This is a genomic window from Alteromonas alvinellae (assembly GCF_902705805.1).
Genome location: NZ_CACSIH010000124.1, coordinates 1 through 17,249, shown reverse-complemented (window position 1 = coordinate 17,249; position 17,249 = coordinate 1). Strand labels below are relative to the sequence as shown.

The 17,249-nt window shown below is 42.5% G+C and carries 10 protein-coding genes and 1 tRNA gene; 4 read left to right on the top strand and 7 right to left on the bottom strand.

From position 1 onward, the window contains the following. Window positions 1–4 precede the first annotated feature (4 nt). Window positions 5–814, bottom strand: coding sequence for an MbnP family copper-binding protein (locus ACX5KA_RS09170; protein WP_458730946.1), 810 nt, complete (start codon window positions 812–814; stop codon window positions 5–7). Between the two features lie 78 nt (window positions 815–892). Between ACX5KA_RS09170 and ACX5KA_RS09165 the strand changes: the two genes are divergently transcribed. Both ACX5KA_RS09165 and ACX5KA_RS09160 read left to right on the top strand, forming a co-directional pair. Beyond that, window positions 893–3,628, top strand: coding sequence for a choice-of-anchor B family protein (locus tag ACX5KA_RS09165; protein WP_458730945.1), 2,736 nt, complete (start codon window positions 893–895; stop codon window positions 3,626–3,628). A gap of 142 nt (window positions 3,629–3,770) precedes the next feature. Further along, window positions 3,771–3,847: transfer RNA gene (locus tag ACX5KA_RS09160), tRNA-Ile, on the top strand. Between the two features lie 804 nt (window positions 3,848–4,651). Here ACX5KA_RS09160 and ACX5KA_RS09155 read toward each other — a convergent pair. The 4 genes from ACX5KA_RS09155 to ACX5KA_RS09140 all read right to left on the bottom strand — a co-directional run bounded on the left by ACX5KA_RS09155 (window position 4,652) and on the right by ACX5KA_RS09140 (window position 13,463). Then, complete coding sequence (locus ACX5KA_RS09155) at window positions 4,652–6,358, bottom strand: tyrosine-type recombinase/integrase (RefSeq protein WP_458730944.1); 1,707 nt, start codon at window positions 6,356–6,358, stop codon at window positions 4,652–4,654. Window positions 6,359–6,481: 123 nt separating this feature from the next. Further along, window positions 6,482–9,733 carry a type I restriction endonuclease subunit R gene (locus tag ACX5KA_RS09150; protein WP_458730943.1) on the bottom strand — a complete coding sequence of 1,084 codons (3,252 nt, stop codon included), beginning with the start codon at window positions 9,731–9,733 and terminating at the stop codon, window positions 6,482–6,484. Beyond that, window positions 9,730–11,073 (bottom strand): restriction endonuclease subunit S, encoded by a 1,344-nt coding sequence (locus tag ACX5KA_RS09145; protein ID WP_458730942.1) that lies wholly within the window; start codon window positions 11,071–11,073, stop codon window positions 9,730–9,732. Before ACX5KA_RS09145 ends, ACX5KA_RS09150 begins: the two co-directional genes overlap by 4 nt. After that, the gene (locus ACX5KA_RS09140) at window positions 11,073–13,463 is read right to left on the bottom strand and encodes a type I restriction-modification system subunit M (protein ID WP_458730941.1); all 2,391 of its coding nucleotides are present in this window, start codon (window positions 13,461–13,463) and stop codon (window positions 11,073–11,075) included. The genes ACX5KA_RS09145 and ACX5KA_RS09140 overlap by 1 nt, the downstream gene beginning before the upstream one ends. A 313-nt stretch (window positions 13,464–13,776) precedes the next feature. Here ACX5KA_RS09140 and ACX5KA_RS09135 point away from each other — a divergent pair, with 313 nt between their 5' ends. Beyond that, complete coding sequence (locus ACX5KA_RS09135; RefSeq protein WP_458730940.1) at window positions 13,777–14,013, top strand: hypothetical protein; 237 nt, start codon at window positions 13,777–13,779, stop codon at window positions 14,011–14,013. Window positions 14,014–14,245: 232 nt separating this feature from the next. After that, window positions 14,246–14,647 carry a hypothetical protein gene (locus ACX5KA_RS09130; RefSeq protein WP_458730939.1) on the top strand — a complete coding sequence of 134 codons (402 nt, stop codon included), beginning with the start codon at window positions 14,246–14,248 and terminating at the stop codon, window positions 14,645–14,647. A gap of 317 nt (window positions 14,648–14,964) precedes the next feature. Here the strand turns inward: ACX5KA_RS09130 and ACX5KA_RS09125 are convergent, their stop codons facing one another. Both ACX5KA_RS09125 and ACX5KA_RS09120 read right to left on the bottom strand, forming a co-directional pair. Then, a complete protein-coding gene (locus tag ACX5KA_RS09125) occupies window positions 14,965–15,741 on the bottom strand; it encodes a hypothetical protein (protein WP_458730938.1) in 777 nt (258 codons plus the stop codon). A 433-nt stretch (window positions 15,742–16,174) separates the two neighbouring features. Continuing rightward, a complete protein-coding gene (locus ACX5KA_RS09120) occupies window positions 16,175–17,077 on the bottom strand; it encodes an AAA family ATPase (RefSeq protein ID WP_458730937.1) in 903 nt (300 codons plus the stop codon). Between the last annotated feature and the right edge of the window lie 172 nt (window positions 17,078–17,249).

The window sequence follows — 17,249 nt, the reverse complement described above, 5'->3', positions numbered from 1 at the left end:
ACTTTTACTGCCACTTAATCCAAGGCCTATGTACGAGATTTTGAATAAGTTTTTTACAAGGTTCTGTTTCCGGAGACTCAAACATGCAGCTTGTTGCTTCGTTTAAATCAACTTGCGCTACTATGTTAGACACCGAGACTTCTAAATCTAAATCCGTATCAAGCTGAGTCATCGGCAAAATAAACTCTACGCGATTAGTGAAGGCACAGGATTTTTCCGGCGATCTGACGGCAGATTCGGAGTTACATCCAACACTGCCTAAATGATAAGACCATTTTCGCGCTTCTTCGCCACTTTTAGACACATCCAGTCTTAAAAATTTATGGCCATTTTGCCAACTCCAAAACATTGAACTGTCATTTAATGGCGAAGGCTGTGTGAGTGGATTAGCATGATTAACGTCGAAGGGAAGCCCCATGGTAAAACGCAAATTCGTAGATAATTTCAATAACTCTTCAGACACATCCAGCACAATTTTGCTATTCGCATCATTAGGATTGCTGCATTTGTTATGAAATTTCAGCAGAGCTTCATTCGGCGTTTGCCATTGGGTTTGTTTAAACTTAACCCGCTGCCACTTTCCATCAATACGTACTTCCGGCTTACTGAGGTAAAAGCCAAAATAATCAACATTCCAGCGCTGCTTCCCAATACTCATTATCATGGGGCAAGCCCCAGTATCTACCCCAATCAATTTAAACGGGATCTCACCGGGCTCTCGTCCTTTGAGATTTACTACATCACACCCCGTTATCGATACCAAAACCGCCAAGAGTAACGAAGGCATGACACACATGCGAAAAGGCATTTTCATTTACTTATGTACTTCCTTTGATTATCTGATAGTTTTTTAAACAAACCAGCAATTTTTAATACTTGCACGGACGACAAGATGAATGCATTAAAAATAACGCTAATAGTGCTGCTTTTAACATTTATGAGTCAAGCTGTGCTCGCTCACACTGACCACGACAAAGCACGCTTTGTTGCTGAAAACGGCATTGACACAGGAAAGTGTGACAACCGTTTCAGACCCTGTAAAACCCTAATATACGCGGCTAGGCAGGCCAATAAAGGCGATAAGATTTTAGTCGCTGAAGGCCAGTATTATTTCGACAACGCGCAGCAAGCACAAGTACTAAACGACAGTCTTCTACCCGTGCTTGGCGGGTTTTCTCGTAACGATCACTTTCAAGCGCAAAAACCCGCTTTACACAAAACGTTACTTCTCAACGTACCTGCCTTTTTATCAAAAGCACTTTACGATAGAGGGTTCGACACTATTGTTGATGGTAAGGCCGCTTCACCTCTTACGTCACTAGCCGCACAACATATGGAGTTGAACACCACTGTAAGCGCAAATGAAAGCTGTAACAATGGAATGGCTGGTGACTATCCGTGTAGCAATATTGATTTACTTTCTCACGTCCCAGTTGCCGCACTTTCGTCAGTGTCTAATAGCGCAAATGATATCTGGGGGCATGTAGATTTAAACAATCGCAGAGAGTATGCCATTGTAGGCATGCAAGCCAGTATTGCTGTGGTGGATGTAACCGAGCCCACGTCTCCAGTAGTTGTAGGCGAAATCACGGGGCAAAGCACAACATGGCGCGACATCAAGGTCTATCAGTATTTTGATAGTACATCGGGCAGATTTAAGGCCTATGCTTACGCCAGTGCAGACAGCGTAACTGAAGGGTTTAGCATAATAGACCTGAATAACTTACCTGAGCGCGTTAGCCTAGTTAGACGTAATACCGACGACAACCGTGCACACAATATCTACATATCAAACGTAGACTACACACTAAATACTCCCTTGGCAGGCGCGACATCTCAACTTCATTTGGTGGGACAAGATAGTAATGGTGGTGCTTTTCGCTCCTATGCGCTAAGCGCGCCTCAAGCACCCACACCTTCCTATATACCCAATGGACTTACCCGAGCAGACTACACGCATGACGCATCGTCAATGCACATCACAGATGCACGAGCTCAAACTGAATGCGTAAATGCCACCGCATCAGGATGTACCGTAATGCTCGACTTCAACGAAAGCTCAATGCGTCTTTGGGATCATACTGATTCTAACAGTACGTCAGAACTAAGTAATACTAGCTACAACGAGGTTGCCTATACCCACAGCGGCTGGTTTAGTGAAGATAAGCAATACGCGTTTGTCCACGATGAACTGGACGAGCGCAACTTTAGCTTAAATACCCGAGTCATGATTTTTGATATTTCATCACTGACTGCGCCTGTACTGGCGGGTATTTGGAGCAGTAACAACGGCACCATCGATCACAACGGCTACGTTAGAGGGAACCGCTATTACATGTCGAATTACGAACGTGGCTTAACCGTACTAGACATTTCAGATCCTACCGCACCTGAGGAAGCAGGTTTCTTCGACACCTACCCTGCTTTTAACAGCACTAACTTCAATGGTGCTTGGGGTGTTTATCCATTTTTACCAAGCGGCAATATTCTAGTTAGCGATATTCAGCGTGGCCTGTTTGTTTTAAAAGACAACACGCTTACCGCAGCAACTGTTGCGGCGTTTTCGCAAAGTAGTTATGAGACAGAAGCCGATACAACATTTAACCTTCCCGTTACTAAAAGCGGCGACAGTGCCATGTCGGTAGCCTACGAGGTATTAGCTGGCTCGGCCCTCAGCGATGATGTTTTGTTTACTTCTGGCGAGCTTACCTGGGGCGCAAATGATTCTGATGCAAAGAACATTGCATTAAGTGTTAGCGCTAATAATGATACAGAAAGTAACGAAGTATTTTTTGTAAGGCTATTTAACCCCCAAGGCGGCGGTATCGCTTCGGGCAACGGCTATACGCAAGTAACAATACTTGGTGCGGCGCAACAAGGAAAAGTTGAACTAAGTAAATCTGAACTCGCCGTTCTAGAGACAGCCCCCGAACTTACAGTAAATATTGTTCGTGAAGGCGGAAGTGAAGGCAGCGTTAGCGTAAATTATTCACTGGAAAGTGACACTGCAATAAACAATGAAGACTTCGTGACCGCAACGGGCACGCTAACTTGGAATGATGGCGATACTGCCGATAAGACGGTGACAGTAACGCTTATTAACGACAGCGTGGAAGAAGAAAACGAACAGTTCCGTTTAGTGCTTGCCGCGCAAGATGCCAACGTATTAGGCGGCGTTGTTGAAACTATCATTACGATAAAAGACGATGAAAGCAACCAAGCCCCCGTCGTGAACGCAGGAACAGATGTTGAAACCGATGTGAGAGCAAGCGTTGAGCTAACAGGTAGCGCGCAAGACCCCGAAGGCGCGCTAATAAGCGTAGAGTGGACACAAACGGCAGGCGAAACGGTCACTATAAAAAATTCAGGCACGTTAACTATGTCTTTCACAGCCCCAGCTACTGCAAGTAACTTAACGTTTGCATTGAGTGCAACCGACGAGTTCGGTATTAGTACCACCGACACCGTCACGGTAAATGTAAATGAGAGCGTAGCAAGTGTACCTGTTGATAACAGATCAAATAGTTCTGGCGGGGGCGGTTCAACTACTTTATTGAGCATGTTGGTACTTGCTTTTGCAGTTTGGTTACGCCGTGCTCGACTGCAGAAAGTTATACTCAACTCATAGGTGAGTGAACAAAAATAAAGCAAACAAATCACAAAGCCACAAGCGAGGCGTGACAAGGCAAATAAAACTGCTTATACTTGCGCTCGCTTGTGGTTGTTATGCAAAACAATTTGCAATGAAATCCACGCAGCACATCTAATATGGCCCCATAGCTCAGTTGGTTAGAGCATCCGACTCATAATCGGCAGGTCCCCTGTTCAAGTCAGGGTGGGGCCACCATTCCCTTAAAAAACCCAGTAAAAACAAGGCCTGTAGCGCTTTTATAAGTCTTTTGTTCCACTTCTGTTCCACTCCTTAGGCTACTTGTTCCACCTTTTTTGTCAATAATGATTCACTATGTGTGCTGTTACGTTAAGTGCTATTGTGAAAAACTCATATTTCAAAAATGTTTACTGGAACACCAACGAAACCATCGAAGGCAATAAAGGAAGCTATGGTTAGTCATTATTTAATAATGGAACATTAACGAAGCAAAGGATTTAATCCTATTGTCTGGCCTGGTGGCCTGAACATGAATTGCTTGCCTTTTTCCCTACTAGCTCACAGGTTCGTAGGCCGCACTGACAGAAATGCTAAAGTTGTCATCGGAAGGCTGCTACCAATTGGGGTTACTCTGTCCTCTAGGTCTAAAAATTCTATTCAGACCTTCCATGCTAATAATTGGCTTAACACAAAGCCAAAATTTCATGCTTGGATTTGTCTAGGAAACGGAACTATCTATGATGCTGTAGGCCCTAAATTACAAAACATGAAAACTGGAAATGTTATCAGTGATTGGGATTATCTAAATACTGAAAAAGCACTTGAATCAGGTTTCAAATACCATGAGGTGATAAGAGAAAGATCAAAAGTAACTGATTTCTATCGTAGATTAAGATTAGGCCAGATTTTTCAATGGCAAGCTATCAATCTACAAACTACGAGCGCTGAACTTATCGAGAAAAAGCTGCTTAAGTCGTGGATGCATACATCTCCCTTGAAATAGACATCAATCAAGCGCGCCGTACGTTTTGCAATACTAACTTAGTGAGGTTTGTTATTTATAGCGCCAACTTTCCTCTTGTGTCCTTTTTCAGCAGCATCTTTACTTCGCTTAGTATTAGCCTTTCTGTAAGACTTTATTGCGTGGATGGATAAATGTCCTAACGCCGCTGCGAGAGTGTAGTCGTCGCTTTCGGAAAGCCTACCGAGTAACGTTTCCCTGAAGTCATGTAGGCAGTATTTATAGGTTCTCTCACCATCATTTGATGTTGATACAAAACCTAAATCCTCTAGCATTTCATACCAATATGAATCAAAGTTTGCTTTGTGCCCATTTTTAGAACGATTCGATGGAAATAAATAGTCAGATGAGATTGCTCTTTCTTTGAACTGAGATTGCCGTTCCAATACCATCTTTATAATGTCTTCTGGTAAATGAATGGTCACCTCTTTTCCTCGCTTGGGCTTAACCCGAACAAAGTTGTTTGCTAAATCAAAGTCCGAGAATTTTAAGGGCATGACCTGCCCATCCCTAAAGTGCCCAGACGATTGAAGGTGCATAAAAAACACGAAATCTTGGTTTACATGCTCACTAAGATAATGAAACATTGATTCTAAGTCTTTGTCAGAAACTTCAACATGCCGCTCCCTAGCGATTCGGGTTGCTAGCGTGAACGGCCTTGAATCTTCTGCCCTCAGCATTCTTTCATCTAGAGCGAAATTAAATGCAGCTTTCACTCGCGATACGATTTTATCGTGGACGCCAACAGTATCCTTGAACTCAGAGAGATACATATCAAACCTCTTTTTTGTAAATGCGACATAAGGTTCGTTCATAATATTGATTGTCTCAGACTGAGCTTTATTTGGCATTTTGACATTGACAGCTTTCGATAAGTGATTATCGATAAGGCTCTCTATTACTTTCCACTCAGCTGACCCTTCCCCATGGTTATAGACGACATTTACGTGCAAATGATTGAGTAAAACATCACCAACGGTGTGTAGCTTTTTGCTGTGTAGTTTGAACTCTTCTGTAGTTGGTCTTCGCTTTAATTTTTCGAATACTTCAATATAACTTGCTATGATTGATTCTAGTTTATAAGAAGCGTTCTCTTCGTCATGACTCCACTCCATTAAACGGCAACGGTCATTTCGTTTTTTTGTTTTGGCCTTTACTATGAGCCTTCTTTTCTTGTTCGTATATTCAAGCTTTAAACCTGTCATAGCGTCGTGAGTGATGGGGATAGCAGACCTTTTTTTCTTAAAAAAAATGAACTCGTCGAGCAGAGTCTTGCAGCATACATCAGCAATAGTAAGCGGCGCTGACAAATTTGGAGATTGAGCACCTGTGGTAGGTTCTTGATTGTGGAGGCTTTGAAAGTTAGTGGATAAGCCTTCATCTAACTCAGAGTTTTGCAAGCTAGCGGCAGGTGTCGAAGAACCTTCTGATATTTTGTCAAAATATTCGTATTGTACGAATGGCTCTTTCTTGGGTGAGGAATGCGCAAGCCCATTGCTGCCCCAGATATCTATTTGGTCTACTGGTGGAAAAAGCCATTTGCCAGAGCGCAATTGAATTGCTTTGATATAACCATCTTCAGCTAAACCTATTACATCAGTTTCGTCGATATTCAACTTCCGCGCTATATCACTAGCGCTTCCAACTAATGAATGCGAACGCAAAGCAGCAGCCATCACGCTCGGTGGCGTGATAGCTTGATTTTTATTTGCGCTCGATACTTGCATTCAGTCTGGCTTATCTGGCTTCGAATACAAGAATGTTACTTCAAATAAGATTTCCAAACTTCCGTAAAAAAACGGACTTTGGCAAATTAAAAATTTTTCTGACTTTTTAGTCTTCTTTAGAAGCTAGGCTTTGCCACTATTCAACATGTCAAAAATCACCCTGGCAAACGCTGCTGATTTCATTGGGTCAGAAAGAAGTTGCATCATCTGCTCCTGATGCGCTTCTCCGCTGCTCAGGATGGCATCATCAATAGCTTTGGGGAAATCTCCCAGCATTGCTTGTTCGGGGGTGTTATTAGCTATCTGTGTCATTACAGCGCTGTTTTCACTGAGCTTGTCTCGAACCGTATAGGCGTAATTCACCATGTCGTTGTCAGTGAGGTTGTCTGTAATAAACACTTCGTTTAGCCGTTCAAGTATTAGAGACAAAAACTCTTCTTTTTTGTCCTTAACTTTACCTGAACCAACATCACTATTGGGTTCCAGCTTGTAATCTGCGCTATCTTCCTGAAGCTTAATATCCTGCTGACGGATTTTAGATAGTCGATAATGGCTCATAACCACATTAGCTAAATCAATGTCATCTTCATCAATGACTTTCTCCCGTAGCAATGGGCGCAAATGTCTTGCGTATAAGCTCAGCTTTTCGAGTTCCTTATCATCATAATTGACAATCTGCGACATGAACTCATAGAAGCGGGTAAAGCTTCCCAAGTCTTTTTTGAATATCTCAAGCCTGTCTTTCTCTTGCTTGCAGTCTTTAAAGCTGTTTTCAGCGTTTGCAATTAGTACAACGTCGCCCGTCTTCTTGGTGCGCTCGAACATTTCTTTAGCCTGTAAATAAGCTTCTACGGCTGAGCTGTATCGTTTCTGCCATCTATCTACTGCTGGCTTACAAATATTGCTGATAGCGGCATTGGATTTGTTTTTGGTAAAGAAAGCATCACAGAACTGCTCTACCTCGTTCCAGAGGAATATACCGCTGGTACGAAGTTTCTCAAATAAATCAAACACGATATCAGGATTGGTGACATCCGTTAGTTCAGCAGTTTGGTAATAGGGTTGGAATGCATCAAGGATATCTTGGGGATCGTTAAAGAAGTCCAGCACAAAGGTGCCACTTTCAGCTTTACCAGGATACGTTCGATTTAGTCGGGATAGCGTTTGTACACATTCCACCCCACCGAGCTTTTTATCCACGTACATGGCGCATAGCTTTGGCTGGTCAAATCCGGTCTGGAACTTGTTTGCAACTAGCATCAATTGATAACTATCTGTATCAAAGGCCTTTCGCATATCCTGTTTCAAATCAGGGTTCATGCTTTTTTCAGTGAATTTCTGATCAAGTAACGCAACGGCATCAGGGTCGTTAGGGTTAAACTCGACTTCGCCAGAAAAGGCTACCAATGCCCGTATCGATTGATACCCCTTATCAGTGACATACTTATCAAAAGCCAGTTTATATCTCACTGCCTCCTTACGTGAGCTGGTTACTACCATTGCTTTTGCCTGACCGCCCAACAATCCCATTATGTTGTCTTTGAAGTGCTCTACAATCACCTTCACTTTCTGTGAGATGTTGTACTCATGCAAACGCACCCACTGGTTTAGCTTTACCTTCGCCTTATTGCTATCAACCTCTTTGTCGGCCGCTTCAATCTTCTGTGCTAATTGATACGCTACCTGATAATTGGTGTAGTTCTTCAATACATCCAGAATAAAGCCTTCCTCTATAGCCTGGCGCATTGAGTAAACATGAAAGGCTTCCGGTTTATTCTGCTTTGAAGCGGGCAGTTCTGGATTAGGTAAGCGCCCGAATAGTTCCAGTGTTTTGGCTTTCGGTGTCGCAGTGAACGCATAGTAGTTTAAATTAGCGCTACCTCTTCGAGCAGCAATGGTTGCATCGAGAATGTCTTCTGAAGTTAATTCAGTATCATCGTCTGCTACGTCCGTCATCAATACTTCTTTTAACTGACGCGCCGTAGATCCACTTTGTGAAGAGTGTGCTTCGTCGGCTATTACTGCGTAGCTACGTTCTTTCAGCGATGTTGAATTTTCAATTGCGCGTAGGACAAACGGGAATGTTTGAATTGTAACAATGATGATTGGTTGTGAAGTTTCCAGAGCCTGCGCAAGCTTTTCTGATTTGGAGCCATCACCTTCTTTATTGTTGATCCGCCCTACCACACCATCGGCGTGTTCAAACTGATAAATGGTATCTTGTAGCTGGTCGTCTAATACCGTACGGTCTGTAACGACAATAACAGAGTGAAACTGCTTATTACCGTCCGCATCATACAAAGTAGACAACTGGTGTGCTGTCCATGCAATTGAGTTGGATTTACCGGAACCTGCACTGTGCTGAATCAGGTACTTATTACCTGTCCCCTCTTCAACCGCAGCATCGATAAGTTTAGTGACAACGTTCCACTGGTGATAGCGAGGAAATATCAGCGTTTCTTTTTTGCTCTTGCGACCTTCCCAGTCTTCTTTTTCTTCAATTTGGAGGTGGATGAACCGACCAATAATGTTAAGCAGGTTATCGGGCGTTAACACTTCATTCCATAGATAATCTGTGGCATAGCGGTCTGCGTCTTCTGGAATGTCATTACCCGCACCACCTTCGATTGTACCTTTGTTGAAAGGTAAGAAAAATGTCTCGTCGCCAGCGAGTTTAGTCGCCATATACGCTTCGTACTGACTAACAGCAAAATGCACCAGTGCACCACGTTTAAACGCAAGCAAAGGCTCGATTTTCTTGGTAACGGGGTCTTTGGGTAAACGGGTTCGCTTATACTGCTTAATCGCATTCTCAACAGCTTGTTTAAATTCAGACTTTAACTCAAGTGTTGATACTGGAAGCCCATTCACAAACAGTACGAGGTCAATGCGCCATTTCTTAGAAGCCTTTCCTGTTGTAGCAAAGTGCTCCGCCGTTGCATAAGGGCTGTACACTAACTCAGGGACAACACGGCAGATGTTCTTCTGATAGCGAATAAGAGTATCGGGGTTTAAATCATGCTCTGGTTTAAACTGGCAAAGAGAAAAACGGGCATTACGAATTTTTAACCCATGACGTAAAACACCTAATGTGCCGTATGTTCGGGAAGCTTGATCAGTCGCGTTGATATCCGCTTTCTTTAGCTGAGTGACTAACGCATCAAGGAAATGGCGATCTGAATCAATTGGAAATACCTCACAAAACTTCTCCCACTCTTTAGGTTGAGTTTCCTTTACGAAAGTAAGAACGTCTTGTTCATACAGCGCTGCTTCGCGATTGTAGTTTTCAGGCTGACCTAGCTGCCAACCGTTAACCAGCATTTGACTAATTATATCGTCCTGGAAAATTTGTTCCTGAGTAGCGTCCATGCTCATTCTGTTACCTCTACTTCCTTTGTATTCTTATTATTTGTTGGCTTCCATTTACGAACATCAATTTTGCCTGTAACTGCGGCTGATATTAAGGCTGTTCGCCTCTCTTTCATTAGTTCAATAGCATCTTTACATTGCTTTTCAATTGAATCGTAACGTTCGAGCAAATTATCAAGATAATTTACTATTTCTAACTGTTCGTCAAAAGGAGGAAAAGTACCTTTAACAGCGCCTATTCTATCGACATTCAAATTAGCTTGTGTGCTCTGGGTCGATGTTTGTTCTAAGGCTGGTAAAGCTGCCATAAAACTGTATCTAAGAAATTCGATATCAAGGTTAGCATATGGTTTGAACCCGACAACGCTATCTGGAGCATACGCTTCGAAACCCAGTATTGCTGTATCACCAATATTAGCAGCGATAGCCATCATCAAAGTTCCGGCAGGGAATAGCTGACTAACCCCTTTTCCCTTTTCGTTTAGCGTCTGATTGTAAGAAGAAATAAATTTATCTGCTCTCGCTACATCACCTGTCTGAATAAAGGGAAATTCTCCATCGTAGAATGCAGGGTCATTTCTAGGTCGGTGACCGAACTTACCTCTATATATTTTGCAAGCATAACGGTAACTTTTGATAGCCCATGCTTCTGGCACTTCACCCAACCATTCCACACCCGAATCTTTCATCGGTACATCAGGGTATAAACCTTTGGTTACGGCATGACTGATAACCGCTTGACGCTTTTCTTTTAGGAGCTTGATAAGCTGTTGTTGCTTTTCTATAAGGGTATCGATTTTTGCGGTTTCGTGATTAAGAAAGTTAGCAATTAACTCCGCTTCATCGTAAGGCGGAGCGAGCAACAGTGCATTCTTTATTAACTCTTGGTTTAAAATCTTTGCCCCGTATATGTTTGTTGATGCATTTTCAATCACGAACTTAGGCAACGCGTAGTATAGATAAGAAAGAGGTAAATGGTCATTTTCTAAGAATGATGCAATTGCTTCATTTGTGTACATATCACATCCAGCAAACGAAACAGCGCCAACAGATAGTTTAAAACTATACATTAGCGAGCCTTGAGGTGTGATACTCATCGAGGCTTCTTTTGCGGCTTTATCGGAGATTTTTTTTTCCGAGCTGGTGATGACCTTTGCTTTTAAATCTGAAATATTTACCCAAATATTACTACCGTTAAAATTCTCATCATTCTTGGTTGGTGGAGTCCAGCCCACTTGAAAAGGAGCTAAATACTTAACCTTACTTAAATTCCAATGAGCAGGAATTACATCTAACCATTCAACACCTGAGTTGATGTATTCTTCATACGGTGAATATTTAGGCATTAAGAGTGTACCTCTTGGAGGAGCTGTAAAATTGTTGCACTAACAGCATCTAAGTCCTCATCAATTTCTATTAAATCACGCGGTGGCTGGAAAATGTAGAAGTGTCTATTAAATGGAATTTCGTAACCCACAACACCTATCTCACCATCCTTCTCATCTCGCTTATCCGCATTGATCCAAGCATCTGAAACATGATGCGCTACCTCTTTTGAAAAGTATGTTGCGACCAAATCCGACGTTGCAATGCTTGGGTCTAGCGGCACATTTTCGTTATCACGCAGGTCGCCGTCTTGCTTAAACGTGACTACTTTGCCTTTCCACTTGCTAACAGGCCCTTCGTATTCATACGCACCATAAAGTGGGTCTTCTTTACCTTTTAGCGCTTTATCAACAACACGTTCGGCTTCTGGGTTCTTAGTAGTTACTGCATCCAGAAACTGCTTTTTCTCTTTTGCATCAAATTTGATGTTTAGGGCTTTCAGGGCTTTGCTGTAATCTATTTCGAATTGGTTAAAGTCATCTGAACGCTTGTCTTTACCACCTGCAACGTCAGCAAGCTTTACCTGTAGTTTCTGTACCTTTTCCATCAGCGCTTTCTGGAACAACCACAGTTTGCTGCTCAACACGTCTTTGATTTGCGCTTCTTTTAGTTCACTGAATTCTGCTTTTATCAGTGCGCGAACTTCCACCTGAACCTGGCTTAAGTCGCCGTAATTCCCTTCATCCCATGATGAACCAAACTCACTGTAAATTCGCTCCATCACTACATTGAAAGGCTTGGGTGCAAAACGCAGGGATTCGATAGCCTCATCGGTGATTTGAGAAGATAAACGTAATGGTCTTTCAATCGTTATGCGACGATATCCAAACTCATAGGTATTGAATATCTTGCTGGCAAACGTCTTTGGTGTCTCTTGTTTCGCAGTGGCGGACTGACGCCCACGATTTGATTTTTGTTCTGATGGTTTATCTATTTCACGAGCATCAATAACTTCAAAATCACCAAAGGCACGAGTGATAGTTTTAATGTCGTCGTCACTCATTTGATTGCGTTTTGAACCAAGAGACTTGCGCATCTTTCCGTAGAGGTTTGAGCCATCGATAAGCTGCACTTTGCCTTTACGTTCGTCTTTTTTCTTGTTGGTTAGCACCCAAACGTAAGTCGCGATACCTGTGTTGTAGAACATATCCGTCGGCAGTGAAACGATAGCTTCCAGCAAATCAGCTTCTAAAATGTAGCGTCTAATTTCACTTTCACCGCTTCCCGCACCACCTGTAAACAGTGGTGAACCGTTCAGAATGATGCCGATACCCCCGCCATTACTGTCAACACCATCAACAGGCTGTGTATCTCGCATTTTACTAATGAGATGCATTAAAAAGAGTAAAGAACCGTCTGATACACGTGGCAGACCTGCCCCAAAGCGACCATCAAAGCCTTTTAGGGTATGCTCGTCTTTGATGTCACTTTCAATTTTCTTCCAGTCCACACCAAACGGTGGATTAGAAAGCATGTAGTCAAACTGGTCGGCAGGTAGTTGGTCGTTCGACAGCGTATTACCTAGTTTGATACGGCTTACGTCTTGCCCTTTTATCAGCATGTCGGCTTTACAAATAGCGTATGACTCTGGGTTAAGTTCCTGACCGAAAGCTCGCATAACTGCATTAGGGTTCAGCTCATGCACGTATTCCATCCCTGATGACAGGAAGCCGCCCGTACCAGCCGTTGGATCGTATATGGTTCTGATTATGCCTTCTTTGGTTAACGCATCATCATCTTCCATGAATACCAGAGAAGTTGTTAACCGAACGATATCGCGAGGGGTAAAGTGTTCTCCTGCCGTTTCGTTGGAGCTTTCAGCAAAGCGCCGGATTAACTCTTCAAACACCAAACCCATGTCGTGGTTTGATATGTTTTTTGGGCTTAGATCTGTAGTAGCGAACTTCTTTACGACTTTGTAAAGCAGGTTGGCTTCGTCCAGCAGACCTACAAACTCGTCGAATTTGAAGTGTTCAAATATTTCACGGGCATCAGATGAAAAGCTTTGGATATATGTACCCAGATTAGCCTTGATATCACTTTGCCCCATTTTGCCGAGATCCATCGGCGAGGTATTGAAGAAAGACAAACCATTGGGGTTATTGGTTGTTTGAGTTGCCCTTATAAGCATTTTTTCCTGAGCTTCTTCTGGTAAGTTCATTGCCCTTACCCGTTCAGCTTCTTTTACTACCGCGTCTTTTGACTCTTCCAGCACACATTCAAGGCGACGTAGTAACGTAAATGGAAGGATAACGCGCCCGTACTGGGATTGTTTGAAATCACCGCGAAGCAGGTCGGCAACTGACCAGATGAAGGCAGCGGTTTGATAAAAGTTGTTGTTCGTTATCATTGTTATTTTCCGAAGGAACCCCGTTTACGGCATTACTTATTAATTAAGCTTGTATTGATGCAGTCTTTAGCGATGGGAAATTTAAGAAGGACGCATACTTTGCAACCAAAAGATTGATTGTTAAATATGCTATTTGAAGACAATTCCATATCAGAGAAAACTGAAATCAAATGGTATTTTGTATGTCCTTACATCACCCATTTCGACTATAAATCCTCAAGCACTTTAGGCGTCTAGCGACAACGAAAGTGCTTTTAGAACCTAGCATTTTTATTAACATTTGTCAGCAGATTAATGACAAATGGAAGTAGATATGGGTTTGTTTAATTTGCTGTTTGGTTCAGGCAATGCGAGTTCCTCTGTGCCAGAGCAGACTGTTAACGTTGATGGCTCACCAATGGTTGGCGGCGTAGATATAAATGGTAATTCATACGGTGTTACCGAAAACACTGAATTTGAAAGCAGTAGCTGTAATTTTGACCACACCAGTTCCGAACCTTGTTCCTTCGATAGTTGTAACAGCGATACAAACGGATTCGACGATTGGTAATAAAGGATAATCTGTGGACTGGTTTAGGAGATGACCCACCTGGCTCAATCGCTCTAGTTTTATAGCCTGTTCTGACTTTGCCTGGCGACACTACAATAGGCCGAGATACGGGCGCTAGTAATTAGTACATTAAACGAGAACGTGACGCTTACAACCAGAACATCAGATGAATGCGACGTAATACTCGCACTGTGAGCTTAGTTAATACCAGGACAATCACTTGGTATTTAACATGAGTTCACAAAAAATTGAGTTTCATAAAACTTACACTCGAATGAGTCGTTCGCCCTGGAAAGAGAGCGATCTCGGACGCGTGGCAATGCTGTTTGATCCCGACTCGAAAGCTGGAATCTATCTCCATCTTAGTGATAGGGGTATAAACGGAATGTCTGTCAGTAAATCACTACATCACAAGCTCCCTGAAAAACTTCAGCAACAATATATTGATGCTGAGTTTATAGATGTGGTGATGTATGTATTTCATGCTGAGATAGAAAGTTATTGCAGAGAAAGTGTCGATGGACATGCTTTCCGACGTATTTTTCTTCTCTCGCAAGATTCATTTTTTTCTGACAGTTCAGTAAACCGTTGGCAAGAAGCATTCGAAAACTTTGTGGAACAATGCTGCAATTGACATCACCACAGTTTGTCAAATTCCCACTATAGGAGCCTCAAAGGCTCCTTTTTTTCTTGCTTTGGAGCTATTTATCAGTGAACTGGATCAAAAACCTGCCGACATTGCAGTTGGCGTCCCAGCGTTTCACTGCTGGCCTACTGAATGGCGGGTACTGCAAACCTCGCCACCAACTTAATTTCCTAACACAGTATGTGATAGGAAATTTTCCCAGTTAGAACTGGACTTACTGCTAAGTTGAAAGACTGACGAAGAAAAATGCCCCTGCTGAAGATAGCTGGGGCTTTTTTTATGGTCATTTCAGAAATATCAAACGGTCAATGTAGCCAAAATTTGTGATAAAGCATGTCGATATACTCTCGTGAATATACTAGTTTCAAATGAGCCTTAAACCAAGTAGCATCGAGACCGTTTTCCGGCTTGTCAAAAAGCTTCTGATGAACCCTTTCAGCGTCTTTTAAGTGTTTTCGTTTATGGGAATAGTAGAGGACTCTATTAAACCGATTTTCGTTTTCTATCATGCACCGAGTTGCTATCAAGCAGTCTTTTCTGTGTGGTATTGTTTTTGCGGAAGCCTCAACTTCGATACCTACAAGCTCAGCTGTTTCGGTTTCGAAAACAATTGCGTCACAACGCCTAGTCTTCTTCTGATGCTCCTTTGCTTGTTCTGATTCCGTGACATAGAACTGATATCGCCCTTCTGCGCAGCCTCTCGCAACTATTGCCTGACACATTAAGTCGTGGGTGATTGTTTTGAAATTAAGCGTAGAAGGCTTCACGGAATAATTGAGGGTTTCATCATGATAACCCTGTAAAAGTCTCAAACCTTCAGGCTTAAGCAGAAAAAGTCTTTTATCTCTACAGCTGAAAGTGGCAACTTCGGTAATCATTTCTTCGTTGATATACCTGCGAATCATTCTGTTTATTGTTGAACGATCTAATTGCCATAATTCTTCCAATACAGCCGTGCTCGTGAATCCCCAACGCCATATCCAGTCTAGTAAGCTGAGTAACTTTGCTTTATGCCTATCTTTGGTGGAGGTCGATTGGATGTACCTCTTCAGAATTCCTCTTTCAAATCTCGCTACGCTCATGGTCATCTCTCCTTATTGATAACAATAAGTAGCGAAGTAGAAAGCGAAATCCCTTTATTTGTTTAAAGGAGATGGATTACCAACAGGCAATCACAGCGAGGTGAGCAAGCATCACCGCTTGCAAAATCTACTTCGTATAGTGCTTCGGAATTGCTTGCTACCAGCTACATGTAGCCTCTCGCTGCACTTTTGCTTTTAGCAAAACCATTCCAAAGCAGCGCATCGCACCCGCCTTGCGGATGCGGAGCTTCGCACTTGCGGGAAGAATGCGGGGTGAGAAGGCCCCGCAATCACGAAGCTCCGTATCCTGCTAGTCACTACGATGCGCTTTTCGATTTTCAATCGGCTATCGCTACGAAATCAACTTCGTTATTTCTTGCTAACGCGATTTGTTTCTCATTTTCAATGAGTGACATTTTAGCTTGTCTGAAAGTCAGACAAGCGTGAAGGTTTGCCCAGACTCGTCATCATCATATCTATATATGAAATCTTTCTTCTGACTCGCTGACAAATGCCTAGATTTGGCAAACGTAAAACGTGTATTACCTGTTCGCTCCTTATTTTTTATCTCAGCGGTTAGGTCAATTGTCATGTCATTGTATGTATCAAGTACAACACTGCCACAACGTGCACCCGATTTGGTCATATGGTTAATCGTAATCACTGTGTATCCAGCATATCTAAGACTTTTTAACCAATGAAGGAACGCCTTCATAGCTACAGTATCCGCTGAATCAGCATCAGGAAGTAAGGATGTAAGATTGTCCAGTACAATTACCTTCGCTCTTGACTCCAAGAGTTTTAGCTCTATAAGCAATTGCCCTTCTCGAGTCAATAATGACGGTAGTCCATCAGTACAAAGCTCCCCATTAAGAAAAATCAGGTTTTCCATAAACAAGAGCTTCTGGTTAACGCTTAATTCATGACAGATTTTTTTGATACGAATTTTAAGATCCGAAAGAAGCATTTCACCATCTATATAAAGAACTTTTGAGGGCTTTCCCGCCTGCCACTTAAGAAATCTCCCCCCTGTGGATATAGCTGTACATGCAGCCATTGCTAGGGTTGACTTCCCACATCCCGCCTCCCCTGAAATGTTGTTTATTGTTCTAGACAGTATAAAATTACCCAGCAACTCCTCTCTTTCAGGTATATTCGTTTTTAATAACTCCCCAGAGTTCATCATCTGAAGACCGTCAAGGTCTACTTTTCCTGACAGAGTTGATTTCGCTTGAGCTTTAAACTTATCGAAGGCTCCTTCTGGTGCCTTGATAATGTTAGTAACGCCCTTTCCGGCTGACTGCACTACATCATTTTCTAAATTTCTTAATAACATTACAAACCCTTTTAATGAGGCATGTTTGTCCACAGTGTTTTGTTTATGTACTGGTTAGCTAAAGGCAATTCATTGCCCGATGAAGTGTTTAAAGTAACTCGAAAGTTTTTTTTAGAAAAAAGCAAATTATGCTTTGTAACTTGCGGCGTTTTTCAAGGTAGTTGTCGCCTGA

Bases quoted from the DNA above. Each gene is read 5' to 3' on its own strand.
- ACX5KA_RS09170 (WP_458730946.1), bottom strand. From the start codon at position 814: ATGAAAATGCCTTTTCGCATGTGTGTCATGCCTTCGTTACTCTTGGCG.
- ACX5KA_RS09165 (WP_458730945.1), top strand. From the start codon at position 893: ATGAATGCATTAAAAATAACGCTAATAGTGCTGCTTTTAACATTTATG.
- ACX5KA_RS09155 (WP_458730944.1), bottom strand. From the start codon at position 6,358: ATGCAAGTATCGAGCGCAAATAAAAATCAAGCTATCACGCCACCGAGC.
- ACX5KA_RS09150 (WP_458730943.1), bottom strand. From the start codon at position 9,733: ATGAGCATGGACGCTACTCAGGAACAAATTTTCCAGGACGATATAATT.
- ACX5KA_RS09145 (WP_458730942.1), bottom strand. From the start codon at position 11,073: ATGCCTAAATATTCACCGTATGAAGAATACATCAACTCAGGTGTTGAA.
- ACX5KA_RS09140 (WP_458730941.1), bottom strand. From the start codon at position 13,463: ATGATAACGAACAACAACTTTTATCAAACCGCTGCCTTCATCTGGTCA.
- ACX5KA_RS09135 (WP_458730940.1), top strand. From the start codon at position 13,777: ATGGGTTTGTTTAATTTGCTGTTTGGTTCAGGCAATGCGAGTTCCTCT.
- ACX5KA_RS09130 (WP_458730939.1), top strand. From the start codon at position 14,246: ATGAGTTCACAAAAAATTGAGTTTCATAAAACTTACACTCGAATGAGT.
- ACX5KA_RS09125 (WP_458730938.1), bottom strand. From the start codon at position 15,741: ATGAGCGTAGCGAGATTTGAAAGAGGAATTCTGAAGAGGTACATCCAA.
- ACX5KA_RS09120 (WP_458730937.1), bottom strand. From the start codon at position 17,077: ATGTTATTAAGAAATTTAGAAAATGATGTAGTGCAGTCAGCCGGAAAG.